General features: G+C 68.7%; 20 protein-coding genes. 9 read left to right on the top strand and 11 right to left on the bottom strand.

What is annotated here, in order from left to right:
* From ACYF6T_RS34315 to ACYF6T_RS34305, 3 genes are all read left to right on the top strand, one after another.
* On the top strand, positions 1-1262 hold a 1262-nt coding region (locus ACYF6T_RS34315; RefSeq protein WP_461701410.1), incomplete at its 5' end, for a LamG domain-containing protein.
* A gap of 160 nt (positions 1263-1422) precedes the next feature.
* The gene (locus ACYF6T_RS34310; protein WP_461701409.1) at positions 1423-8295 is read left to right on the top strand and encodes an RHS repeat-associated core domain-containing protein; all 6873 of its coding nucleotides are present in this window, start codon (positions 1423-1425) and stop codon (positions 8293-8295) included.
* A 31-nt stretch (positions 8296-8326) separates the two neighbouring features.
* Entirely contained in the window at positions 8327-8845 is a 519-nt protein-coding gene (locus ACYF6T_RS34305) for an Imm21 family immunity protein (protein WP_461701408.1), read from the top strand.
* Positions 8846-8918: 73 nt separating this feature from the next.
* Here ACYF6T_RS34305 and glmM read toward each other — a convergent pair whose 3' ends face one another.
* The 3 genes from glmM to rplM form a co-directional block, all read right to left on the bottom strand.
* Positions 8919-10277 carry a phosphoglucosamine mutase gene (gene glmM / locus ACYF6T_RS34300; protein ID WP_461701407.1) on the bottom strand — a complete coding sequence of 453 codons (1359 nt, stop codon included), beginning with the start codon at positions 10275-10277 and terminating at the stop codon, positions 8919-8921.
* 241 nt (positions 10278-10518) lie between these two features.
* Positions 10519-11031 (bottom strand): 30S ribosomal protein S9, encoded by a 513-nt coding sequence (rpsI, locus tag ACYF6T_RS34295; protein WP_123974782.1) that lies wholly within the window; start codon positions 11029-11031, stop codon positions 10519-10521.
* Positions 11032-11073: 42 nt separating this feature from the next.
* Positions 11074-11517, bottom strand: a complete 444-nt coding sequence (rplM, locus tag ACYF6T_RS34290; RefSeq protein WP_356583574.1) for a 50S ribosomal protein L13 — start codon at positions 11515-11517, stop codon at positions 11074-11076.
* Positions 11518-11839: 322 nt separating this feature from the next.
* On the opposite strand from rplM, the gene ACYF6T_RS34285 reads away from it, so the two are divergent.
* The 6 genes from ACYF6T_RS34285 (at position 11840) to ACYF6T_RS34260 (ending at position 20321) form a co-directional block, all read left to right on the top strand.
* Positions 11840-12721: a hypothetical protein gene (locus ACYF6T_RS34285; RefSeq protein ID WP_461701406.1), complete on the top strand. Its 882-nt coding sequence runs from the start codon at positions 11840-11842 to the stop codon at positions 12719-12721.
* A gap of 154 nt (positions 12722-12875) precedes the next feature.
* Positions 12876-14219 carry a glycoside hydrolase family 26 protein gene (locus tag ACYF6T_RS34280; protein WP_461701404.1) on the top strand — a complete coding sequence of 448 codons (1344 nt, stop codon included), beginning with the start codon at positions 12876-12878 and terminating at the stop codon, positions 14217-14219.
* Between the two features lie 334 nt (positions 14220-14553).
* Positions 14554-15903, top strand: a complete 1350-nt coding sequence (locus ACYF6T_RS34275; RefSeq protein ID WP_461701403.1) for a glycosyltransferase family 2 protein — start codon at positions 14554-14556, stop codon at positions 15901-15903.
* 59 nt (positions 15904-15962) lie between these two features.
* Entirely contained in the window at positions 15963-17156 is a 1194-nt protein-coding gene (locus tag ACYF6T_RS34270; RefSeq protein WP_461701402.1) for a glycoside hydrolase family 113, read from the top strand.
* Between the two features lie 15 nt (positions 17157-17171).
* On the top strand, positions 17172-18269 hold the full coding sequence (manB, locus tag ACYF6T_RS34265; RefSeq protein ID WP_461701400.1) for a mannose-1-phosphate guanylyltransferase: 1098 nt from the start codon (positions 17172-17174) through the stop codon (positions 18267-18269).
* Between the two features lie 24 nt (positions 18270-18293).
* Positions 18294-20321: an acyltransferase family protein gene (locus tag ACYF6T_RS34260; RefSeq protein ID WP_461701398.1), complete on the top strand. Its 2028-nt coding sequence runs from the start codon at positions 18294-18296 to the stop codon at positions 20319-20321.
* A gap of 13 nt (positions 20322-20334) precedes the next feature.
* Here the strand turns inward: ACYF6T_RS34260 and truA are convergent, their stop codons facing one another.
* The 8 genes from truA to map form a co-directional block, all read right to left on the bottom strand.
* On the bottom strand, positions 20335-21180 hold the full coding sequence (gene truA / locus ACYF6T_RS34255) for a tRNA pseudouridine(38-40) synthase TruA (protein ID WP_461701397.1): 846 nt from the start codon (positions 21178-21180) through the stop codon (positions 20335-20337).
* 143 nt (positions 21181-21323) lie between these two features.
* Entirely contained in the window at positions 21324-21827 is a 504-nt protein-coding gene (rplQ, locus tag ACYF6T_RS34250; protein ID WP_461701395.1) for a 50S ribosomal protein L17, read from the bottom strand.
* Between the two features lie 105 nt (positions 21828-21932).
* Entirely contained in the window at positions 21933-22955 is a 1023-nt protein-coding gene (locus ACYF6T_RS34245; RefSeq protein WP_003966937.1) for a DNA-directed RNA polymerase subunit alpha, read from the bottom strand.
* Positions 22956-23102: 147 nt separating this feature from the next.
* Positions 23103-23507: a 30S ribosomal protein S11 gene (gene rpsK / locus ACYF6T_RS34240; protein WP_003956432.1), complete on the bottom strand. Its 405-nt coding sequence runs from the start codon at positions 23505-23507 to the stop codon at positions 23103-23105.
* 70 nt (positions 23508-23577) lie between these two features.
* Positions 23578-23958: a 30S ribosomal protein S13 gene (gene rpsM / locus ACYF6T_RS34235; protein WP_461701393.1), complete on the bottom strand. Its 381-nt coding sequence runs from the start codon at positions 23956-23958 to the stop codon at positions 23578-23580.
* Between the two features lie 188 nt (positions 23959-24146).
* Complete coding sequence (gene rpmJ, locus ACYF6T_RS34230; RefSeq protein WP_003998809.1) at positions 24147-24260, bottom strand: 50S ribosomal protein L36; 114 nt, start codon at positions 24258-24260, stop codon at positions 24147-24149.
* Positions 24261-24289: 29 nt separating this feature from the next.
* Positions 24290-24511, bottom strand: coding sequence for a translation initiation factor IF-1 (gene infA / locus ACYF6T_RS34225; RefSeq protein ID WP_003948620.1), 222 nt, complete (start codon positions 24509-24511; stop codon positions 24290-24292).
* Between the two features lie 153 nt (positions 24512-24664).
* Complete coding sequence (gene map / locus ACYF6T_RS34220; RefSeq protein ID WP_461701389.1) at positions 24665-25501, bottom strand: type I methionyl aminopeptidase; 837 nt, start codon at positions 25499-25501, stop codon at positions 24665-24667.
* Positions 25502-25582: the final 81 nt, after the last annotated feature.

Raw genomic sequence — 25582 nt, 5'->3', positions numbered from 1 at the left:
CCGCCGCCTCCTTCGACGGCACCGGCAACGCCTACCTCGACTCCGGCTCGGCCACCGTCGACACCGGCAAGACCTTCTCGGTGAGCGCCTGGGTGATGCTGCCGACGCTGCCCACCCAGAGCATGACGGTCGTCAGCCAGGACGGCTCCGCCCAGCCCGGCTTCGAGCTCGGCTACGACGTCGACTCCGCCTCCTGGACCTTCCGCATCCCGGTCAGCGACATGGAGTCGCTGGGCACCTGGAAGGTCTCCGGCGCGGCGGCCGTCCCGGGCAGCTGGACGCACCTGATCGGGGTGTACGACGCCGAGCTCGGCAAGATGATGCTCTACGTCAACGGGGTGCTCGTCGCCGACGACGTGCAGGCCCGGCACACCACCTGGAGCGCCACCGGGGCCATCCAGATCGGCCGCCGGATCGACCTCGACGGCTACGTCAACAACCTCAAGGGCAGCGTCGCCGACGTCAAGATCCACGACCGGGTCATCCCGCCCACCGAGGGCCAGGAGCTCGGCGGCATCCAGCCGCACCAGCTCGCCTACTGGCAGCTCGACCAGGCCACCAGCGGCGTCTCCCCCGAGACGGGGGGCGGCACCGGACTGACCCTGGGCGGCGGCGCCTCCATCTACGTACCGGACGACTCCTGCGACCCCGAGGCCGACCCGGACTGCTCGCCCCCGGCCGCCCCGCTGTGGGGTGACGGGCACCTCGTCCTCAACGGCACGGACGCCTACGCCACCCGTGGCGTCGCCGGACCGCTGACCGCGCAGGACAGCTTCACGGTGACCGCGCGGGCCCGCCTGGCCTCGGCGAACCCGACGACGGACGAGACCGTGCTGTCGCTGTCCGGCGCCAACGGCACCGCGATCAAGGTCAAGTACGTGGCGGCCCAGGCCCGTTGGCAGCTGGTGGTGACCGACTCGGACTCGTCGGCGCCGGTGACCACCACCGTGCTGGACAACGGTGACGCGCCGAGTTCCGCGGCCGCCGGTGACCATCTCGCGCTCGTCTACAACGCCGTGTTCGGCGATGTGCTGCTGTACGTCAACGGCGTCGCCGCCGTCGACGCCTCCTGGGACAACACCTGGGACTTCAGCACGACCAGCCTCCAGGTCGGCCGCACGCTGACCGGGACGGCGTCGAGCGAGTACTTCTCCGGCGCCCTCGACGAGGTCCGCATGTACCAGGGTCCGCTGGACGCGTCGCTGGTGGCGGCCGTCGCGGTCCTGCCGGGCGGCGCCAGCATCGACGAGACCTCGGCGTAACCCCTCCCGTACCCGGGCGGGCGGCCACTGTGCCGCCCGCCCGTCTCGGCATGCGTGCGTGCCGTGCCAACCAACCCCATCCCTAGGAGAGTTGATGTCCTCGCCTCCCTGGTTCCGGTCGGCGCGACCGGCCTGGAGAAGCGGTCGCAGACGGGCAGCGGTGGTCCTCGGACTGGCGTTGTCCATAGGGCTGCTCCCGCAGTACGCCCCCACGGCCAGCGCCTCCGACAGCGGCCTGACCCGGCCCAAGACGCAGACGAACCTCGACGACCCGGTGCGCGGGAAGAACGCCACCGCGAAGACGTACAAGAAGACCGACCAGGCCAGGAAGGCCGCGGTGAGGAAGACCGCCAAGGCCCACTGGCCCAAGGCGGGCAGCGCCGAGGTCGCCCTCACCGGCAAGGCGGTCAGGGCCGCGGGCCTGCCGCTGACCGCGAAGGCGGCCGGCGGCAGGAAGGGCGCCGGCTCCGTCCGGCTGGAGGTCCTCGGCCACCAGGCAGCGCAGGCCGCCGGCGTCGACGGCGTGCTGTTCACCGTCGCCCGCACGGACGGCGCGACCAGCGCCGGTCCCGCCCAGGTCACCCTGGACTACGCGGACTTCGCCGACGCCTACGGCGGTGCCTACAGCTCCCGGCTGCGGCTGGCCACCTATCCGGCCTGTGTGCTCACCACACCGCAGAAGAAGGGCTGTTCGACACCGACGTACCTGAAGTCGGTGAACGACCAGGCCCGGCGGACGCTGACCGCGACCGTGACCGCGGCCGCCGACACCTCCGGCCCCTCCACCCAGCTCCTCCAGGCCGACTCCACCACCTCGTCGGCCACCGTCGTGGCGGCCACCTCCGGCAGCAGCGGCGACGGCGGCGACTACAAGGCGACCAGCCTCGCGCAGTCCTCGCAGTGGGGCGTGGACACCTCGTCGGGCGCGTTCACCTGGAACTACCCGATGAACGTGCCGCCGGTGCCGGGCAGTCTGCAGCCGACCGTCGCGCTGGCGTACAACTCCCAGTCCATCGACGGCCAGACGGCCACCACCAACAACCAGGGCTCGTGGATCGGCCAGGGCTTCTCCTACGACCCCGGCTACATCGAGCGCAGCTACAAGGGGTGCGCCGACGACGGCCACGACGACACCAACGGCGACGAGTGCTGGGCGTTCGACAACGCCACGCTCTCGCTGACCGGCGGCACCTCGGGCCGGCTCGTCAAGGACGACACCACCGGTCAGTGGCGGGTCAGCTCCGACGACAACGCCAAGGTCGAGCACCTGACCGGCGCCACCAACGGCGACAACAACGGTGAGTACTGGAAGATCACCACGTCCGACGGCACCCAGTACTACTTCGGTCTGGACCGGCTGCCGGGCTACACGAGCGGCAACGAGGAGACCAACTCCACCTGGACCGTGCCGGTCTACGGCGACGACTCCGGGGAGCCCTGCTACAACTCCACGTTCGCCGACGCCTACTGCACGCAGGCCTGGCGCTGGAACCTGGACTACGTCGTCGACGCGCACGGCGACGCCATGTCGTACTTCTACGGCACGGAGACCAACTACTACACGCAGGGCCTGAAGACCGCGGAGAACGGCAAGCCGTACATCCGCGGCGGCTACCTCAAGCGCATCGACTACGGCCAGCGCGACGGCTCGGTGTACACCACCAAGCCCGCCGCCCAGGTCGTCTTCACCACCGCCGAGCGCTGCGTGGGCTCCCTGACGGACTGCTCCGCCGGCGCGCTCACCGACTCCACGGCCGCCGACTGGCCGGACGTGCCGTGGGACCAGAACTGCAAGGCGGACAGCAAGTGCCCGGGCCAGAACTCGCCGACGTTCTGGACCCGCAAGAAGCTCACGAAGATCACCACGCAGATCCGCACCGGTGACGCGACCTACACGCCGGTCGACGAGTGGAGCCTGACCCACGTCTTCACCGACAACGGCGACGCCTCCAAGTCGCTGTGGCTGAGCAAGATCGACCACACGGGCAAGGTCGGCACCGACGTCTCGGTCCCGTCCGTGAAGCTGTACGGCACCCAACTGCCCAACCGGGTCGACGAGTCGGGCGACAACCTGGCGCCGTTCTACCGCTTCCGGCTGTCGGGCGTGGAGAACGAGTCGGGCGGCGCGCTCAGCGTCAACTACGCCGACAACCAGTGCGCCACCGGCAGCCTCCCGGCGGAGGACTCCTCCACCAAGCGCTGCTTCCCGGTGAAGTGGAACCCGCCGGGCGTCGTCGACCCGATCACGGACTGGTTCCACAAGTACGTGGTCGCCTCCGTCGTCCAGACCGACCTGACCGGTGACAACGCCGACCAGATCACCTCGTACACCTACCTGGGCGACGCGGGCTGGCGGAAGACGCCGGCCGACGGCATCACCAAGTCCGAGTACCGCACGTGGGGCGACTGGCGCGGCTACGGCCGGGTGCGGGTCGTCACCTCCGACGGCACCAACTCCGCCTCCAACACCCGTACCGAGCACGTCTTCTTCCGCGGTCTCGACGGCGACGTGGACAAGAGCGGCACCACCCGCTCGGCGACGGTCACCGACTCCAACGGCGTCTCCTACACCGACTCCGACTGGAAGGCCGGCCAGGAGCTGGAGACGCTCACCTACGACGGGGACACGGTCACCGAGAAGTCGGTGACGGTGCCGTGGACCGCGGTGACGGCGACGGAGACCCACGACTGGGCGACGTACAAGGCGCGTTACGTGGACACCGGCTCCACCGACACCTACACCGCGCTCGCGGTGGGCGGCTGGCGGCACACCAAGTCCACGACCACGTACGACTCCTCGACCGGCCGCGAGGTCACGGTCGACGACGACGGCGAGGTCGGCGTCGCCGACAACCAGTGCACCCGCACCGAGTACGCGGACAGCGCGAGCGCGCACATCTACTCGCTGGTTGCGCGGGTGGAGAAGGTCGGCGTGGACTGCGCGTCGACACCCGACCGCTCCAAGGACGTCATCTCCGACGACCTGACCTACTACGACGGTTCGTCGACGCTGGGTGCCGCCCCCACCAAGGGCGACATCACCATGACCAAGCGGCTGTCGGCGCACGACGGCACGACGGCGACGTACCAGACCACCGCCGTGACGACGTACGACGACTACGGCCGCCCGAAGGTGGTGAAGGACGCGGAGACGGCGTCGTCCGCGACGCAGTACACCTCCTCCACGGTCTACACGGACACCTACGGCCTGGCCACCAAGGCGGTGGTCACCAACATCGACGGCTGGACGACCTCCACGGAGTACGCCCCGGCGTGGGGTGTGCCGACCGCCAAGGTCGACCAGAACGGCCTGCGCACCGACCTCGCCTACGACGGCCTCGGCCGCCTGGTCTCGGTGTGGCTGCCGGACCGGCCCAAGGCGAACAGCTTCACCCCGTCCATCAAGTACACGTACCTGATCCGCGGCAGCGACGGCCCGACCGCCGTGCACACGGAGAAGATCCAGAACGACGGCACCTCGTACGGCAGTGAATGGTCGCTGTACGACGGCTGGTTGCGGCCCCGGCAGGACCAGACCGAGGGCGACGACGGCGGGCGGATGGTCGCCGACACGCTGTACGACGGCTCGGGCCGGGTGCGGCAGGTCAACGACACCTACTACGCCTCCGGCGCCCCGTCCTCGACGCTGTTCGAGCCGGTCAACGCCGACCTCGACGCGCAGACGGTCACCGAGTACGACGGCGCGGGCCGCACCACGGCGACGGTCTTCAAGGTGCAGGGCACCGAGAAGTACCGCACGACGTACGCGTACGGCGGCGACCGGGTCACGACCACCCCGCCGCAGGGCGGCGTCAAGACGACGGCGGTCAAGGACGCCCGGGACAACACCACGGCCCAGATCCAGTACCCGGCGGGCGGCAACGCGGTCACCACGTCCTACGGCTACAACGCGGCCGGTCTGCTGACCTCCGTGACGGACGACAAGGGCGACAAGTGGTCGTACACGTATGACCAGTTGGGCCGGAAGAAGACGGCCGTCGACCCCGACACGGGCTCGTCCTCGTACACGTACGACGCGCTGGACCGCCAGACGTCCGTCACGGTGAACGGCGACAAGACCTCCACCGTCTACGACGAGCTGGGCCGCGTGGCCTCGACCTGGCAGGGCGAGGCGACCACCGGCACCAAGCTGTCGGTCAGCAAGTACGACACGGTCTACAAGGGCGAGTTGTACGGCGTCTACACCTACAAGGACGGCGCGGTCTACTCGTCGGTGACGTACCCGACCCTCGACCCGAACAACGACTACCAGCCGATCTCGACGAAGTACTACCTGTCCAAGACGGCCGAGCCGCAGCTGGGCGGCACGTACGAGTTCACCACCCAGTACAACCGGGACGGCACGGTCCAGGGCCAGGGTCTGCCGGCGGCCGGTGACCTGTCCGCCGAGTCGGTCACCTACGCCTACGACGGCCTGCAGCGCCCGGTCGGCGTCAACTCCTCCATCGGAGGCCTGAGTTACGTCACGGACGCGTCGTACTCCCCGACCTCGAACCTGGAGCAGCTGGAGCTGTACACGGGTGAGTCGTCGGCGAAGAAGACGTGGATCACCAACACCTACGAGGCGGGCACCGACCGGCTGACCACCTCGCGGGTGGACGTCGAGGGCGCTTCCAGCGTGGCGTACGACGCGAACTACACGTACGACGCCGCCGGTGACGTCCTGTCCATCGCGGACACGCCCACGGGCGGCACGAGCGACGTCCAGTGCTTCACCTACGACGGCCTCGCCCGCCTCTCCTCGGCCTGGACGTCCTCGACGACGTCCAACGACGCCAAGGGCACGGGCAGCACGGACGCGGCCTGCGCGTCGGGCGCGTCGGCGTCGACGGTCGGCGGGGTCTCCCCGTACTGGACCGACTACGGCTACGACTCCCTCGGCAACCGCACCAGCGAGGTCCGGCACGGGCTCAACGGGGCGGCCACGTCGAGCCGTACGTACAAGTACGGCGAGACCGGTTCCGGCCCGGGCGGCGCGGCCTCCGGCCCGCACACGGTGTCGTCGGTGACGGAGCAGACGACGGCGACGAGCACCACGCCGGCCGTCACCTCGCAGGACTCCTACACCTACGACGCCTCCGGCAACACCACCAGCCGGGTCCTGGACGGTGACACCCAGTCGCTGGCCTGGGACAAGCAGGGCGAGCTGACCACGGTCACGAACGCCGACAACTCGGTGACGACGTACAAGTACGACGCGTCGGGCTCCCGGATCCTGCGGGACACCCCCACCGAGAAGACGTTCTACCTGCCCGGCACGGAACTGCACTACGACAAGTCCACGGCCAAGGTGACCGCGACCCGGTACTACACCTTCGCCGGCACCACGGTCGCGATGCGGGAGGCGGACGGCGTCCACTTCCTGGCCTCGGACGCGCAGGGCACGGCGCAGCTGGCGGTCGACGCGAAGACGGGTTCGACGACCCGGCGCCGCATGGACGCGTTCGGCAACGAGCGCGACTCGTCGACGTCCTCCTCGACCTCTTCGTCGGGCTGGGTCAACGACAAGGGCTTCGTCGGCGGTACGGTCCAGAAGTCGACGGGGCTGACGACCCTCGGCGCCCGCGAGTACGACGCGGACACGGGCCGCTTCATCTCGGCGGACCCGGTGGTCGACTACACGGACCCGCAGCAGATCAACGGGTACGCGTACGCCAACAACAACCCGGTCACCTTGAGCGACCCGACGGGCCTGTGCCCGAAGGACATCTGCGACGGGTACGGCCAGAACACGGCCAAGACCCCGTTCAACCCGCCGGGCGGCAAGAGCAGCACCAGCAGCGGGGACTCGAACGGCAACACGTCGACGTACACGCCGGCGCAGGCCAAGGCGGACCAGGCCCGGGCCAAGGAGGACTCCGCCAAGCAGCGGGCGATCGCCATCGCCAAGGAACTCGGCAAGATCGCCGCCGACGAACTGGGCATCACCGACGCCCTCGACTGCTTCACCACGGGCAACCTGGCCGCCTGCGGCAGCACCGCCCTGAACGTGGTCGGCTCCTTCCTGGGCGGCGGCCCCCTGGCCAAACTCGCGCGAAAGTACGCGGCCCCGTGGAAGTGGGCCAAGGCGGAGGCCCTGGGCAAGCGGATCTGGGGGCTGGGCAAGAAGCTGCTGTCGGACTTCAAGGAGTGGCGCAAGAGCCGGAAGGAAGCGGACCGCCTGGAGAGTCTGGCCGCCTCGTGCTCCACGAAAAACAGTTTCACTCCGAACACCAAGGTGTTGATGGCCGACGGCTCGGTCAAAGCCATCAAGGACGTGAAAATCGGTGACAAGGTCCTGGCCACCGATCCGGAGACCGGAAAAACCAAGCCCGAGAAGGTGACGGCCGAGATCAAGGGCGTGGGGCTCAAGCACCTCGTCAGGATCACCGTCGACATCGACGGGAAAAAGGGTTCCCGGACCGCCTCGGTCACCGCGACCGACGGCCACCCCTTCTGGGTGCCGGAGCTCGGCGTCTGGCTGCGCGCCACCGATCTGGCGTCGGGTGAGTGGCTGAGGACCAGCGCGGGCACGCGGGTGCAGATCACCGCGGTCAAGCGCTGGACCGTTGCGCGGGCGACGGTCCACAACCTGACGGTCGCGGAGCTGCACACGTTCTACGTGCTGGTGGGTTCGCGTCCGGTCCTCACGCACAACAGCAAGCCCCAGCAATGCGAACTCCTTTTCCCGGGACCGCACGCATCGGAATCGGTGGACGTTTCCGAATTCGGCGAGATGAACGCGGACGAAGTCGCCCGCATTCAGGACATCGGGGATCGCCTGGGCTGCCATTCCTGCGGAGCCACGAGCCCGAGAGCTTCGGGACACTGGACGCCGGACCACCAGCCGATCACGTCACTCGTCCTGCCCGGAACGCCTCAGGTACTGTATCCGCACTGTGAGACGTGCATGCGGCGGCAGGGCAACCTCGCCATGAAACTGCTGACCGGCAGGAATCCGTCCGGATACCGGCAAAGGGCCTCCGGACTGATCGTCCCGAAGAATCTGGTCAATTGGATTCCCGGAACATGATGGGCAGGTGTGCAAACCGGTGACATCAGAGATGCCATGGATCGACTCGCTGGGCGGGCTCTACATCTGCCTTCCGGACGAGGTACGCCACCAGTGGCGCGGTGGCGTCGACGACGACGAGGAGGACGACGAAGGCGAGGCGGAGGAGTCGACGCCCTACTGGCTGGCCGGCCAGACCGCCGGCCCGGCCGGCACGTTCGAGGTGGCGGGCACCGAAGCACTGGTGCTCGCGGCCGGGAAGGGACCTCTCACCTACGTCCCGCACCTGGACCTGTTCGTGCAGAGGCTCGCGAAGACGTCCGTCACCGACGTGGTCGGGACGGTGACCCGGATGCTTCCGACCGTGCGGTGGGAAGTCGCCACGCAATGGGAAGCGGGCGGCGGTCTCGTGGTCTTCGACGCGGTCTGGGCGGGCGACGAGGTCCCCGCCGACCGGCTGCTCCGGGTGGACCGGCCCGCGGGCCCCACCCGGGTGGACGTCGCCCAGGTGGAACCGAGCGGCGAGTACGACCTCTGGGTCACGCTCTACCGGCTGGCACCGGCCGCCTGAGCGGCCGGCCGAACCGATAGGAACGCTGCCCGGTCCGTGGACACCATCGTCCTCGGGCCGGGCAGCTCCTGCGTCAGCCCAGCGCCGACTTCACCACGTCCGCCAACCGCCCCGCCACCGACCGCGCCTGGTCGATGTCGGCCGCCTCGACCATCACCCGGACCAGCGGCTCCGTGCCCGAGGGGCGCAGCAGCACCCGCCCGGTGGAGCCGAGTTCACGCTCCGCCTCGGCCACCGCCGCCGTCAGCTCCGCCGACGTCTTCACCCGGGACTTGTCGACGTCCGGGACGTTGATGAGGACCTGCGGCAACCGCTCCATGACGGAGGCCAGTTCACGCAGCGACCGTCCGGTCTCCGCGACCCGCGCGGCCAGCATCAGGCCCGTCAGCGTGCCGTCGCCCGTCGTCGCGTGGTCGAGGATGATGACGTGCCCGGACTGCTCGCCGCCCAGCGCGTAGCCGTGCTCCTTCATCTCCTCCAGCACGTACCGGTCGCCGACCGCCGTCTGCACGAGCCGCAGCCCCTCCCGCTCCAGCGCCAGCTTGAAGCCCAGGTTCGACATGACCGTCGCGACGACGGTGCCGGAGCGCAGTGCGGAACGCTCCCGCATCGCCAGCGCGAGCACGGCCAGGATCTGGTCGCCGTCCACCTCCTCGCCGGTGTGGTCCACGGCGAGGCACCGGTCGGCGTCCCCGTCGTGCGCGATGCCGAAGTGCGCGCCGTGCTCGACGACGGCGGACTTGAGCTGGTCGAGGTGGGTCGAGCCGCAGCCGTCGTTGATGTTCAGCCCGTCCGGCTCGGCCCCGATCGTGATCACCTCGGCGCCGGCCCGCGAGAACGCCTCCGGCGACACCCGCGCCGCGGCCCCGTGCGCCTCGTCGAGGACGATCTTCAGCCCGTCGAGCCGGTTCGGCAGGACGGCGACGAGGTGGGCGACGTACTTGTCGAAGCCCTCCTCGTAGTCCCGTACGCGCCCCACGCCCGCCCCGGTCGGCCGCTCCCACGGCTCACCGTGCCGGTGGGAGTCGTACACCGCCTCGATCCGGTCCTCCAGCTCGTCGGCGAGTTTGTGGCCGCCGCGGGCGAAGAACTTCACGCCGTTGTCCGGCATGGCGTTGTGGCTCGCGGAGAGCATGACGCCGAGGTCGGCGCCGAGCGCGCCGGTCAGGTACGCGACCGCCGGCGTCGGCAGCACGCCGACCCGCAGGACGTCCACGCCCGCGCTGGCGAGGCCGGCGACGACCGCGGCCTCCAGGAACTCCCCGGACGCGCGCGGGTCGCGTCCGACGACCGCCGTCGGCCGGTGGCCCTCGAACGTGCCCGCCTCGGCCAGCACGTGCGCCGCCGCCACGGACAGGCCGAGCGCCATCTCGGCCGTCAGATCCGCGTTGGCGACGCCGCGCACGCCGTCCGTTCCGAAGAGTCGTCCCACTTGTCCTCCCGAGGAAGCGTCGATCGGGGCAGCGCCCCGAACGTCGTCGGGGCAGTACCCCGACGGTTGCCGAGGCAGCGCCCCGACATACGAGCACACGAGCCTTTGAGCGTCTTGTGCCATTAGACCCAAAGTCAGGTGATAAACGAACGCCCCGGCCGGCACAGTGGCGTGCCGCCGGGGCGTTCGGAGTACGCGCGGGCGAAAAAGCCCGTGGACGTACGAGCAGGGCAGCTGGCGACTAGCGCTTGCTGTACTGCGGGGCCTTGCGGGCCTTCTTCAGACCGGCCTTCTTGCGCTCGACCGCACGGTCGTCGCGGCGGAGGAAGCCGGCCTTCTTGAGCGGGCCGCGGTTGTTGTCGACGTCGGCCTCGTTCAGCGCGCGGGCGACACCGAGACGGAGCGCACCGGCCTGACCGGAGACACCGCCACCGGCGATGCGGGCGATGACGTCGTAACGGCCCTCAAGCTCCAGGACCTTGAAGGGCTCGTTGACTTCCTGCTGGTGCACCTTGTTGGGGAAGTAGTCCTCAAGGGTGCGACCGTTGATCTTCCACTTGCCGGTGCCCGGGACGATCCGGACGCGGGCGATGGCGTTCTTGCGGCGGCCCAGGCCGGCGGCCGGCTGGGGGTCGCCGAAGCGGGACGCGAGGGACTCGGAGGTGTACTCGCCCTCGACGGGGACGTCCGACTCCGTGGTGTAGCTGTCGATGTCAAGCTCTTCGAGCGGCTGCTCGGCAGTGGTCTCGGCCACGATTCTCCTCAGATTCTCTTCAGTCTTAGGGGGTGGCCGGACTTACTGCGCGACCTGGGTGATCTCGTACGGCTGCGGCTGCTGCGCGCCGTGCGGGTGCTGGTCACCCTTGTAGACCTTCAGCTTCGAGAGCATCTGACGGCCCAGGGAGTTCTTGGGGAGCATGCCCTTGACGGCCTTCTCGATGGCCTTCTCGGGGTTCTTGTCGAGCAGCTCGTCGTAACGGACGGAGCGCAGACCACCCGGGTAGCCGGAGTGGCGGTACGCCATCTTCTGGGTCCGCTTGTTGCCGGAGAGGTGCACCTTGTCGGCGTTGATGATGATGACGAAGTCACCCGTGTCAACGTGGGGCGCGTAGATCGGCTTGTGCTTGCCACGCAGGATGGAGGCCGCAGTGGAGGCCAGACGGCCCAGGACAACGTCCTGAGCGTCGATGACGTGCCACTGGCGCGTCACATCGCCGGGCTTGGGGCTGTACGTACGCACGGTTCGTAGCCTTCGCTTCGAGTGAATGGTCCTGAACAGGTCACCGAAACGATCACGACAGCCTTGACCCACGGCGGCGACGCAAACCGCGTGCGTGGGGTCGCTGGTCATCGGCCCGGTGGACCGGTGTAAGGGCCCGTCCCGTGAGAATGAGCAAGCCAATACACAACGAACAAGCAGGATACCGGCGTGCCCCGGACGGGTCAAAACGAGGCCGCCGCGACACCGGCGAGGCGAGATGTACGACCCTGGCCGGAAAGGTCCCCGGGGGCCTTCGCGGAGGCTCAACTACACCTCCCGGCCCCCGTCTAAGATGCGCCCCATGAGCTACGGGCAGCAGGGGGGACCCCCGTCCCAGTGGGATCCCTGGAAACCGCACTCCCAGCAGCCGTGGACCAGCGGCAACAGTGGCGACACACCGGACTGGGCCGCGCTCGCCGAGGCGTCCGAGACGCGCAACCGGCGGCGCAGACTGCTGTTCATCGGCGGTGGCGTGGTCGCGACCATAGCCATCGGCACGGCCGTCGCGATGGCCGTGGTCTCCGCGAACGGCGACGACAAGGCCTCCGGCGACCCGTCGAACCTGCCCGCCAGCGCCGCCCTGCCCAGCAGCAGCGCCTCGGCCCCGTCCTTCGCGCCGACCAGCGCTCCGCCGCCGCTGGACCCGAAGGACTTCATCTCCAGCAAGAGCAAGGACACCGCGCCGCTGTCGGTGGAGACGCTCTTCCCGGGCACCCGGCTGACCATGGGCACGACGGTCTACCGCAAGGGCCCGACCGCCGACACCAGGAACTGCGTCTCGGCCGCCCAGGGCACCCTCCCCAAGATCCTCACCGCCAACGGCTGCACCCGCCTGATGCGTGTGACGTACGTCAAGGACGACGTCGCGGTGACCGTGGGCGTGGCCGTCTTCGACACCGAGGCGCAGGCGTCCAAGGTCAAGTCGCAGGCCGACGCCGACAGCCTGGTCAGGTCGCTGTCCGGCAAGGGCGTGAAGACCTTCTGCGACGGCGCCACCTGCCGGACGACCACCAACTCCTACGGCCGCTACGCCTACTTCACCACCGCCGGCTTCACCACCGGCAAGGACGTGACGAAGTCGGACACGAAGGCCTTCCAGATCGGCAACGACCTGGCCGAGTTCACCGTCCGCCAGATCAACAGGCGGGGACAGGCGCAGGCGTCGGCGGCCGCCGAGCAGTGACCGCCCGTTCGGGCGTGTGAGACGCTCCCCCTGATCATCCGGTCACCGACCGGCGGCACGGATCCTGGGGGCGTATCCATGGCGGAGCAGCACGGGCGCACGCGGCGCGGCGTCGACGGCGCGGTGCGGATCGCCCTCGCCCGGGCCTAGCACCATGGAGCGGCGGAGGGTGGTCCGGCTGGCCGGGGCACTCGCGGCGGGTACCGCGGTCGCGGCCCCACTGGCGGTGTGGGCCTGGCCCGAGGGGACGAACGGGCCGCGTGCGGTGCCGACGGACCTGCGCGCGCGGGACCCGGAGGCGACACGGGCCGCGTGCCGGGTGTACGCACTGCTGGCGGCCCTGGAGAACGACGCGCGCGCGGGGCGGCCGAGCCGTACGGTGATCGGCCAGCACGTGGAGTTGCAGAACGAGCGCTACAACCCGGCGTACGGCGACCACCGCGGCACCAAGCAGCCGGGCTACTACTACCGCAAGGCCCGCGACATCACCGGTCGGCTGCCCGCCTTCGTGGAGGTGGACCTCGGCCCCGGGTACGGGCATCCCGGCTGGGCCGTCGGTGAGCCGCGCTCCTACTCCCGCGCCTGGCCGAGCTGCCGCTCGCAGTGGGGGTACGTCGACGACGCCGTGGATCTCGCCCTCGGAGTGTGGGCGGGGTTGCCCCGGCCGGTGGACGGCTCCTACCGGACCTCTGGGACGCACCGTGACTGCGCGTCGGCCACGGAGGTGTCGCTGCCGCACAACGGGGGCGCGCCGGCGGGCATGGTGGGCTTCTCCTTCCACCAGCCCTATCCGGGCAGCCCCGTCAAGGGCTTCCCCCAGACGCTGCTGCGCAACTCCCCCGGTGCGCGGGATCCCGCCTGGTTCGGCCGGGTGGTCACCGAAGGCACCGGCGAGTACCGGGCCCTCCTGCACGACCTGGACTTCCTCGCCGACCACCTCGGCTACCTGGCCTCCCATGGGGTGCCGGTGCTGCTGCGGCCGTACCACGAGATGAACGCCAGACCGGGACACGGCTTCTGGTGGGCGGGGCAGGACCCGGCGGCGTATCGGACGCTGTGGCGGGTGGCGTACGACCATCTCGTGCGCCGGCGCGGCCTGCACAACCTGGTCTTCGTGTGGTCGCCGAGTTCCTGGGACGGCACGCACACCACCGAGCCGCACGCCTACTACCCCGGCGACCGCCACGTGGACGTCGTCGGCGTCGACGCGTACAGCGACAGCCCGGCGAAGCCGTTCGGCGAGGGCGCCTGGACCGAGTTCTGGCACAGCGGCCTGAGGCGGTACGGCAAACCCCGGATCGTCGCCGAGTCCTTCCACGTGCCGCTGAACGCGGCGCAGCCTGAGACCCTGGCCAGGACCCCCTGGGCGCTGTGGACGGTGTGGGGACAGGGGCTCACCCAGGACAACAGCGCAGCCGACGTGAAGCGGACCTACTACTCCCCCTCGGTGATCACCAGCAGTGTCTGGAGATCACTGAGCAAGACCATGATTGGTTAACTTTCGACTACACCATTCACACAAGTATTCCCTTGTGTAAGAAATGTGTGCGAGGATCGGCCATCTGTTCGGCCCGTCCGGGGTGGGGGACATCCGAGGGGCGCGGCCGAAACGCCGAAGACGGCGTTGGGGGGCACACCGGAACAACACAGCACGGCGCGCGCAGCGTGCCGTGCAGAGATCGGTTGCTGTCTTGCCGCGCCACCGATCTCACGGGAGTTCCGCAGTCGTCATGGCATCGACACTGGTCGACGGGGGTGTGCCGTATTCGCGGCACCATCAGAAACTGGCGAAGCGCACTGCTTCCTGGAAGCCGGGGATCCTTCCGTTCCTGTTGCCGTTCGTCCTACTGGTCGTCTTCGGACTGTGGTCGTACCGACCCAGTTCGTCACTGCAGAGCTGGATCCTGACCATCGTCTGGTCCCTGCCGGTGGCCGGTGTGCTGGTGGGCATCCAGGGCGCCCTGCTGATCCGCCGCCGCGTCCGCAAGAGCGACCGTATGACCCCGCCCGCCCCCGCCGAACAGGACTTCCTGATCGTCCTGTGCCCGACCATCGGGCGGCACGACACCTATCCGGCCCTGGAGCGCTCCGTCCTCTCCTACGTCGAGCACCTGCCGGAGTGGTTCCCGTACATGCGGGTCGACATCCTGACCGAGGAGGGCTGTGAGGCGGCGGCGGACATCGACCGGCTCGCGGCCTCGCACCCGCTGATGCGGGTGGTCACCGTCCCCAAGGACTACGTCCCGGCCAACGGCACCCGCTTCAAGGCCCGCGCCAACCACTACGCCCACGAACTGCGGATCGCGGAGGGCGAGGCCCTGGAATACGTCTGGGTGCTGCACATGGACGACGACACCGGTGTCGGCCCCGACACGGCGACCGCCTTGGCCCAGTTCATCAATCGCCAGCGCCGCGCCCACCCGGACGAGGCCAAGCACATGGCCCAGGGCATCCTCACGTACCCCCGTGAGAACGCGGTCAACCTCTTCACCTGGCTCGCGGACGCCGTACGTCCCGCCGACGACATCGCCCGCTTCCGCGCGCTGACCGGCATGGGCACCCCGGCCGCCGGTGTGCACGGCGAACTGCTGGTGCTGCGCGCGTCCATCGAGGCCGAGATCGGCTGGGACTTCGGCCCCAAGGAGATCGTCGAGGACGCCCGTCTCGCCTTGACCTTCTGCCGCAAGTACCCGGGCCGCAGCGACTGGTTCAACGGCCGTTGCTACGGCGCCTCCCCTGCCAACGCCGCAGACTTCGTCAAGCAGCGCGAGCGCTGGGCGTGGGGACTGGTAGCGCTCTGCTTCAACCGCGCCGTCCCGCTGCGCTACCGCTGGTTCCTGTCGGTCTGCGTGGCCACTTGGATTCTGGGCCCGCTCCAACACATCGGCGCCGTGCTGCTCGCCGGCTGGCTGATCAACGACATGAACACCTCGCCGGTGACCCAGTCCATCACCATCCTCTGGGCGCTCAACTTCGCCTACGTCATCTGGACGTACTGGGAGGGACTGCGGCTGAACGCGCTCGCTTCAATCAGCGGCCGGCGCAAGTGGTGGGAGCCGATCGTGGTGATCGCACTCATTCCCGTCTTCTCCGTGCTGGAAGGGCTCGGCGGCTTCAAGGGCTTCATGAAGTTCGTCCGGCGCGAGGAGAACAAGTTCGTCGTGATCGCCAAGCCCGCCTGACCGCCTGGAAGACAACCACTCACATGCGTTCACGATTGCCTCTGCTTGCCATTTTCCCGGTGACGGTCCTGACCGTCGTACTGGGCGCCCCTTTCGTCCTCGGCAACCACCCGGTGCGCTGGGAGGGAGGCTCCGCCCTGCCCCGGATCGTCCTGGGCGACTCCGAGGAGTCCTCCTCCCAGGGGCACGACGCCGGTACGAAGTCCACTGTCTCCTCCTCGTCGTCCTCGCCCTCCGACCCCCTCAAGGTCGCCAAGCCCTGGAAGGCCGGGATGCCGCAGTGGGGCGTGCAGCTCTACTGGGAGGAGGAGAAGACCAAGCGCTCCGACACGTTCATCGAGAAGCAGGCCAGCAAGCACGCCAAGTACCTCATCGGCCTCGGCGCGAACTCGGTTTCCATCTCCTTTCCGTTCTACATCGACAGCCGCACCTCCAACGAGCTGTCGACCGGCGCCAAGACCCCGTCCCCGCAACGCCTGGAGCGGGTGCTGAAGGTATTCAAGGACGCCGGCTTCCGCACCACGCTGCGTCCGATCATGGACGAGGGAACCCTGAAGCAGAACAACGGCTGGCGCGGCAACATCGAACCGGCCTCGCGCTCCGCCTGGTTCGTCTCGTACAGGAAACTGCTCACCCCGTACCTCGAAGCGGCCGACGAGGCGCAGACGAACACCTTCGTCATCGGTACCGAACTCAACTCCCTGGAGGGCGACCCCAACTGGGAGGCCCTGGTCGACTCCGCCGAGAAGACGTTCTCCGGCGAGGTCTCCTACGACGCCAACTGGGACAACTACGTCTCCGGTCGTATCAACATGCCGGTCAACCACCTCGGCGTCGACGCCTACTTCCCGGTCAAGGTCCCGGACACCGCGCCCGTCAAGGACCTCATCGACGGCTGGGAGAAGTGGCTGGACAAGAAGGCCACCGGACCCCTGCCGAACATCCTCGTCGCCGAATCCGGCATCGGCGCCATGAACGGCGCCTACCACGCTCCCGGTGACTTCTACGCCCGGCGCACGGTCAACGAGACGGTGCAGGCCAACTGGTACACGGCCGTCTGCCGGGTCGTCCAGGAGCGCCGTATGCAGGGCGTGTACTGGTGGTCGATCCACTTCGACGACGATCCGAACACCGCACCCGACGACAAGACGGCCTCCCGGCTCGACTTCGCGGGGCGTCCCCTCTCCGAGAAGGCCATCAAGACCTGCTTCGGCTCCGACTACGCAGGCCCTGGCACCGACACCGCGAGCTGACCGAGCGAGGCGATCATGCAGGAAGCCATTATCCTCGTGGGCGGCAAGGGAACGCGCTTGCGCCCGCTGACGAACCACACCCCGAAGCCGCTGCTGGGCGTCGCCGGTGCCTCCTTCATCCGGCACCAGATAGCCAAGCTGATGGATGCCGGCGTCGAGCACGTCGTGTTCGCCACGTCCTATCTGGCGAGCCTTTTCGAGGAAGAGTTCAAGGACTTCGGCGAGGGACTCGACATCTCCTACGCCGTCGAGAAGGTGCCCCTGGGCACCGGCGGGGCGATCCGCAATGCCGCGCGACTGCTGCGCGGGGGCTCCGAGGAGCCGGTGCTCGTCCTTAACGGCGACATCCTCTCCGGAGTCGACCTGCGCGCCGTACTGGAACGGCACCGGGAGCGCGCGGCCGATGTGAGTCTGCACTTGACCCGGGTGGCCGACCCGCGCGCCTTCGGGCTGGTGCCCACCGCCGAGGACGGCCGGGTGCTCGCCTTCCTGGAGAAGCCCAAGACCCAGCAGGAGTGCGTCACCGACCAGATCAACGCCGGCTGCTACGTCTTCCGCCGCTCCGTCCTGGACGCCATCCCGGGCGACCGGGAGGTCTCGGTCGAACAGGAGACCTTCCCGCACCTCGTCGCTCGGGGCAGGCGGGTCTTCGGCCACGTCACCGACGAATACTGGCGCGACCTCGGCACCCCGTTGGCCTTCGTGCACGGCTCGGCCGACCTGGTCACCGGCCGGGTGACCTCGCCGCTGGTGGGGCCGCCGGCCGAGGCGCTGATCCATCCCACCGCCACCGTCGACCCGACGGCACGTGTCACCGGCGGCTCGACCATCGGCGCGCATGCCGTGATCGGCCCGTGTGTGGTCGTCGACCGCTCCATCGTCGGCGCACACGTCACCGTGGCCGAGGGTGCGCGCATCCACGAGTCCGTGGTCGACCACGACTCCTCAATCGGCAGCGCCTCCCTCCTGCGGGAGGTGGTGGTGGGCTGCCACGCCCACATCGGCGCCGACAACGAACTGCCGGCCCACCTCCGCCTGTCGTGCGGCCTCCACATCCCCGCCCAGGGCGTACGCGTGAGCGGCACGACCGCCGCCTGCCTGACCGCCCACTGAAGTCGCAGTAGTTACTGGAGAACCGTGACCCGCCATCGTTCAACGACCGCGAACGCGGAGCGCCTTCGCAAGTACCGGCCGGACATTCAGGGCCTGCGTGCCGTCGCCATCGTGATGGTGGTCAGCATGCACTGCGGCATCCTCGACATCCACGGCGGTGTGGACGTCAGCTTCGTGCTCAGCGGCTTCCTCATCGGCAGCCAGCTCCTGGCCGAGATCGACAAGACCGGCAAGGTGTCCCTGAGCAAGTTCTGGGCCCGCCGCTTCCGGCGCCTGGCTCCTGGGGCCGCCCTGACCATCGTCGCCACGGGCGTCCTCTCCTGGATCTACGCCAGTCCGTTCAGCTTCCGCGACTACATGGACGACGGGTTCGCCGCCTCCCTGAGCGTGATCAACTGGCGTCTCGCCGAGAACGGCACCGATTACTTCGCCAACGACGGCAGCCAGTCGCCCTACCAGCACTTCTGGTCGCTGGGCATCGAGGAGCAGTTCTACCTCGCCACCCCGGTCCTGCTGGTCGTCGTGGCCTGGCTCAGCCGGGTCGTCTTCCGCAACCGCCTCCTTGTAGGGGCGGTTCTCATGGGGGTGGTGGGATACTCGTTCTACCTGGGCTACACCGAAACCACGACGAATCAACCGCTGGCCTACTTCGGCACCCACTCCCGCATCTGGGAGCTCGCCTTCGGCGTCCTGCTCGCCCTCTGGGCGCCCTTCCTGTCCCGCATGCCACGCGGTCTCGCCGCGTTCGTCTCCTGGCTGGGCCTGGCCACCACCCTGATAACGGGAATGCTCATCACGGAGGACACACCGCTGCCGGGCTACGCCGTCGCCGGACCAGTACTCGGCGCGTGGATGATCATCGCCGGTGGATGCGCCAACCCCCGCCTCGGTGCCGAAAAGCTCCTCGACAACCCCGTCTTCGACTTCATCGGCAAGGTCAGTTACGGCTGGTACCTGTGGCACTGGCCGCTGCTGATCCTCTGGCCCCACATCATCGGCTGGGAGTTCGGCTACTCCGACCGCTTCCGCGTGGCGGTCCTCTCCTTCCTGCTGGCCATCGCGATGCACTTCGCCATCGAGAAGCGGTTCAGGGACAACGTGAAGCTGGTCGTCCGCCCGTGGCGGGGCATTCTCACCGGCGGCACGCTGACGGCCACCTCCGCCTGCGCCATGGTGATCGCTCTCCAGGTACCGCTCAACCTGTCCATCGGCACCGCGGGGACCGCGGCCGCGCTGACCGGGTTCAACGGCACCAAGTCCGTCGAGCAGGCGGTGAGCGAGCGGAACGAGCCCAAGATCAGCCAGAGCATGCTGCTGAAATCCCCCGACGACCGAGGCGACTACGGCTGCATCGACCAGTTGCTCGTCACCAGCTTCACCCTGCACGACGAGTGCGTCATCGGTGACAAGACGTCCGACAAGACCATGGTGCTGCTGGGCGACTCGCACGCCTACCAATGGGGCAACGCCTTCGACGCGCTCGGCCGCAAGCTGCACGTCAAGGTCGTCACGGTCATCAAGAGCGGCTGCTCACCCGAGGCGTACAAGATCACCCGCGAGGATCTGGGCCGCGAATACACCGAGTGCCCCAAGTGGCGGGAATCGGCCTTCGCCTACATCAAGAAGCTCAGGCCGGAGGTGGTCGCGGTGGCCGACCGCGTCCAGTACACCGCCGTACGCGAGGGCGCCGAGGACACGTTCAAGAAGCTCAAGGCCATGGGGGCGCGGCTGGTCTACCTGACCGACACCCCGAAGCCGACCTTCAACGTCCCGGACTGCCTGGCCGAGAAGTCCGACACCCCTGGCGAGTGCACCCTCAAGTCCGAAACCGCCGTCGACCTCCCCGACCTGCGGCTGATGGAGCGCGAGGTCGCCGAGCAGTACGGGGCGAGCGTGCTCAACACGCTCCCTGCCTTCTGTGCGGACGGCTACTGTCCGGCGGTCATCGGCGGCCACGTGGTCTATTGGGACAACAGCCACATGACCGGCGGCTACGCCCGCTCGCTGGCGCCATTCTTGGAGCCGACCTTCAAGAAGGTCCTCGCCGGCTGACCCGGCACCGCGGTCAACTCGACCGCACCCGCACCCGGCGGGCCTCCCGCTGCCTCTCCAGCAGCCGGTCGTCCGCCGGGTACGCGACTTCCTCCAACGTCAGCCCATGCGGCCGCACCACGTGGACGGCGCTGTCCCGCACCCCGGCCTCCAGCACCTTCCGCGGCCACTCCACACCCCGGTGCCCGTCCCCCACGAACAGCAGCGCGCCCACCATGGACCGCACCTGGTTGTGGCAGAAGGCGTCGGCGCGGACCTCGATCTCGACGACCCCGTCCGCCCGCCGGCTCACCCCGAAGTCGAGGATCTCGCGGATGGTCGTCGCCCCCTCCCGCTTCTTCGCGTACGCGGCGAAGTCGTGCTCCCCCACGAGGGACTTGGCGGCGGCGTCCATGGCCGCGACGTCCAACTCCCAGTCGTGCCACAGCACATGGTTGCGCAGCAGCGGGTCCACTCCCCCGGGCCGGTCGCCCACCCGGTAGACGTAGCGCCGCCACAGCGCCGCGAACCGCGCGTTGAACCCGGCCGGCGCCTCCCCGACCGCCCACACCCGCACGTCCTTCGGCAGCCGCCCCGCCAGCCGCTTCAGCAGCTTCTCCCGCTGCTCCTCCCACACCCCGGCCGGCAGATCGACATGGGCGACCTGCCCCCGCGCATGCACCCCGGCATCAGTGCGCCCGGCGACCGTCAGCTCGTACGACGCCTCCCGCGACCGCGTGACGACACGCAGAGCGTCCTCGACCTCCCCCTGCACGGTCCGCCGCCCCCCGGCCTGCTTGGCCCACCCGGAGAACTCGGTGCCGTCATAGGACAGGTCAAGACGGACCCGGACACAACCGGGCTCTACTTCATCACTCACCCAGAGATCCTCTCAAAACACGAAAGCGGGCCCGCCCCTGGAAAGGAACGGACCCGCTGACGCGCCCCTTCAGGGGCGCGGGGAACCGCGCGATCAGCCGCGACGAACCCGCAGCCGCCAACCGAACAGCACCCCGCAGACGCTTACGCGTCCTTCGACTCCTCGGCGGGAGCCTCGGCCTCGGTGGCCTCGGTGGCCTCGGCAGCCGGAGCCGCCTCGGCAGCCTCGGCGTCCTTCGCGGCACGCTTGGTCGCCGCCTCGGCCTCGCCGGTCGCCTGCTGCGCCACCGTCAGCGCCTCCACCAGCTCGATGACGGCCATGGGCGCGTTGTCGCCACGGCGGTTACCGATCTTGGTGATACGGGTGTAGCCACCCGGACGGTTCTCGTACCGCGGGCCGATCTCGGTGAAGAGCGTGTGGACGACGCCCTTGTCCGTGATGACCTGGAGCACCTGACGGCGGTTGTGAAGGTCGCCCTTCTTCGCCTTGGTGATCAGACGCTCGGCGTACGGCCGCAGGCGGCGGGCCTTCGCCTCGGTGGTGGTGATACGGCCGTGCTCGAAGAGCGACTTCGCGAGGTTCGCGAGGAGCAGCTTCTCGTGCGCGGCGCTGCCGCCCAGACGGGCACCCTTGGTGGGCTTCGGCATGTTCTTTCTCCTGTGTGTCTGCCCCGGCCGTATCAGGTACCGGGGTCAGGAACCCGATGAGCGGATGCCCACCGGCAACGACCGGTCAGTACTGCTCGGTACCGCTCAGTACTGCTCGGTCTCCACGAAACCCGCGTCCGCGTCGTCGTCGGCGCCGAAGGCGTCGGCGGCGGCGGTCGGGTCGAATCCGGGCGGGCTGTCCTTCAGGGCCAGGCCCATGCCGGCCAGCTTCGCCTTGACCTCGTCGATGGACTTCGCACCGAAGTTGCGGATGTCCAGGAGGTCGGCCTCGGAGCGCGCCACGAGCTCACCCACGGAGTGGATGCCCTCACGCTTGAGGCAGTTGTAGGAGCGGACCGTGAGCTCCAGCTCCTCGATCGGCAGCGCGAGGTCGGCGGCCAGGGCGGCGTCCGTGGGGGACGGGCCCATGTCGATGCCCTCGGCGTCGATGTTCAGCTCGCGGGCGAGACCGAACAGCTCGACCAGGGTCTTGCCGGCCGACGCCATGGCGTCACGGGGACGCATGGCCTGCTTGGTCTCGACGTCGACGATCAGCTTGTCGAAGTCGGTGCGCTGCTCGACACGGGTCGCCTCGACCTTGTACGTGACCTTGAGCACCGGCGAGTAGATGGAGTCGACCGGGATACGGCCGATCTCCTGGCCCACCTGCTTGTTCTGCACGGCGGAGACGTAACCGCGGCCGCGCTCGACCGTGAGCTCCATCTCCAGCTTGCCCTTGCCGTTGAGCGTGGCGAGGACGAGGTCGGGGTTGTGCACCTCGACACCGGCCGGGGGCGCGATGTCGGCGGCGGTGACCAGACCCGGGCCCTGCTTGCGCAGGTACATCACGACCGGCTCGTCGTGCTCACTGCTCACGACCAGCTGCTTGATGTTGAGGATCAGGTCGGTGACGTCCTCCTTGACGCCCGGCACGGTGGTGAACTCGTGCAGAACGCCGTCGATGCGGATGGACGTGACCGCCGCACCCGGGATCGAGGAGAGGAGCGTACGACGCAGGGAGTTGCCGAGGGTGTAGCCGAAGCCCGGCTCCAGCGGCTCGATCACGAACCGGGAGCGGAACTCGTCGACGACCTCTTCGGTCAACGAGGGACGCTGAGCGATCAGCATGTGTGGATCAGATCCTTCTTTCGTGGACGCCCGCTATTTGACGTCCGACGGAAACCGCGCCCGTGAAAAGCGCGGGTACTGCAAGGGTACGGGCGATACGGCCCTTTCACGGAGCCGTACCGCCCGAATCCTCAAGCAGCCGGTGCCTCAGACGCGGCGGCGCTTCGGCGGGCGGCAGCCGTTGTGCGGGGTCGGGGTGACGTCCTGGATGGAGCCGACCTCCAGGCCCGTGGCCTGCAGGGAGCGGATCGCGGTCTCACGACCGGAGCCCGGGCCCTTGACGAACACGTCGACCTTGCGCATGCCGTGCTCCTGGGCGCGGCGGGCGGCCGACTCGGCGGCCATCTGCGCGGCGAACGGCGTGGACTTCCGGGAGCCCTTGAAGCCGACGTGGCCGGCGGAGGCCCAGGAGATCACGTTGCCGGACGGGTCCGTGATGGAGACGATCGTGTTGTTGAACGTGCTCTTGATGTGCGCGTGGCCGTGAGCGACGTTCTTCTTTTCCTTGCGGCGCACCTTCTTGGCAGCGCCCTGACGACCCTTGGGGGGCATCTACAAACTCCTACGGGGAGGTGGTCGGTCCTACAGCGAAGACCGCTGATGAAGCGTTGTCCGCTGAGGACTACTTCTTGCCCGGCTTCTTCTTGCCGGCGATGGCGCGACGCGGGCCCTTGCGGGTGCGGGCGTTGGTGCTGGTGCGCTGACCGCGGACGGGCAGACCACGACGGTGACGCAGACCCTGGTAGCAGCCGATCTCCACCTTGCGGCGGATGTCGGCCTGGATCTCACGACGGAGGTCACCCTCGGTCTTGATGTTGTTGTCCACGTACTCGCGGATCGCGACGAGCTGCTCCTCGGAGAGGTCGCGGACGCGGGTGTCGGGGTCGACGCCGGTCGCAGCCAGCGTCTCCTTCGAGAGGGTCCGGCCGATGCCGAACACGTAGGTGAGGGCGACCTCCACGCGCTTTTCGCGCGGGATGTCAACACCGGAAACGCGTGCCATTCAATGGCTCCTGGTGATCTTCGGAGGTCTTCCACAGAACCGGTTCCCGGCCGCCGTATCAGGTACGGACCGGGTCCCCGGCCTCCGAACCGGGGGTGTCAGACGATCGCTCGCCTGGATTCTGCGTATGAACATATTCAGCTCGCGTCGCGCGAAGCCCTGCGAAACCGCAGAGGGAGGTCGTTACGTCAGCCCTGGCGCTGCTTGTGGCGCGGGTTCTCGCAGATGACCATGACCCGGCCGTGACGGCGGATCACCCTGCACTTGTCGCAGATCTTCTTGACGCTCGGCTTGACCTTCATGGGATCGAGGTTCTCCGAGTCAGAGGGATCTACTTGTAGCGGTAGACGATCCGGCCACGCGTCAGGTCGTACGGAGACAGCTCCACCACGACCCGGTCGTCAGGGAGGATGCGGATGTAGTGCATGCGCATCTTGCCGCTGATGTGTGCCAGGACCTGGTGGCCGTTCTGGAGCTCGACCTTGAACATGGCGTTCGGCAGAGACTCGACGACAGTGCCCTCGATCTCGATGGCACCTTGCTTCTTGGCCACGCTTCGCCCTTCGAATCGACTACCTTGATCGACTCCCCTGCTTCTCCCTGACGGGCGCATGCGGACATGCGGATGCACGAGAGCCGACGAGTCAGTCTACGTCAGCGCACCCGGAAAGACGAATCGAGAGAGTCTGCCCCACCGGCCAGATCGTTAAGCCAACGGGTCCGGGGCCGCCGTGACGCCGTGTTCCGCCAGCTTCGCCCTGCCGCCGTCCGGTGCCGTGAGGACCAGCGGGCCCTGCTCGGTCAGGGCGACGGAGTGCTCCCAGTGCGAGGACCAGGTGCCGTCGGTGGTGATGACCGTCCAGTCGTCGGAGAGGACCTCGGTCTTCGGGGTGCCCAGGGAGACCATCGGCTCGATCGCCAGGCAGAAGCCGGGGACCAGCTTGGGGCCCTTGCCGCGGCGGCGGTCGACGTAGTTCAGCAGGTGCGGGTCCATGTGCATCTCGGTGCCGATGCCGTGGCCGCCGTAGTCCTCGATGATCCCGTACCGGCCGCCGCCGGGCTTGGGCTGGCGGCGGATGTACGTCTCGACCGCGCGGGAGATGTCGACGAGCCGGTTGCCCTGCTTCATCGCCGCGATGCCGGCCCACATCGACTCCTCGGTCACCCGGGAGAGCTCGATCAGCTCCGGAGCGTGGCCGGAGCCCACGAAGGCCGTGTAGGCGGCGTCCCCGTGCCAGCCGTCGACGATCGCGCCGCAGTCGACGGAGATGATGTCGCCGTCCTTCAGGACGACGTCCTCGGACGGGATGCCGTGCACGACGACCTCGTTGACGGACGTGCAGATCGTGGCCGGGAAGCCGCCGTAGCCGAGGAAGTTCGGCTTGGCGTTGTGCTCGGCGAGGACCTTGCGGGCCACCTCGTCCAGGTCCTTGGTGGTGGCTCCGGGCACCGCGGCCTCACGGGTCGCCGCGTGGATGGCGGCGACGACCAGCCCCGCCTCACGCATCTTGGCGATCTGCTCGGGGGTCTTGATCTGCACCATGGGTCCTGCGCTCTCCGTCACTCACGTCAACCGGTTACGTACACAACAGTACGGCCGTGACGCCCCTTCGGGTGCCACGGC

This window comes from Streptomyces sp. 7R007, assembly GCF_054850255.1.
Note: the sequence above shows the minus strand (reverse complement) of the source record. Positions and strands in the feature narration are given on the sequence as shown.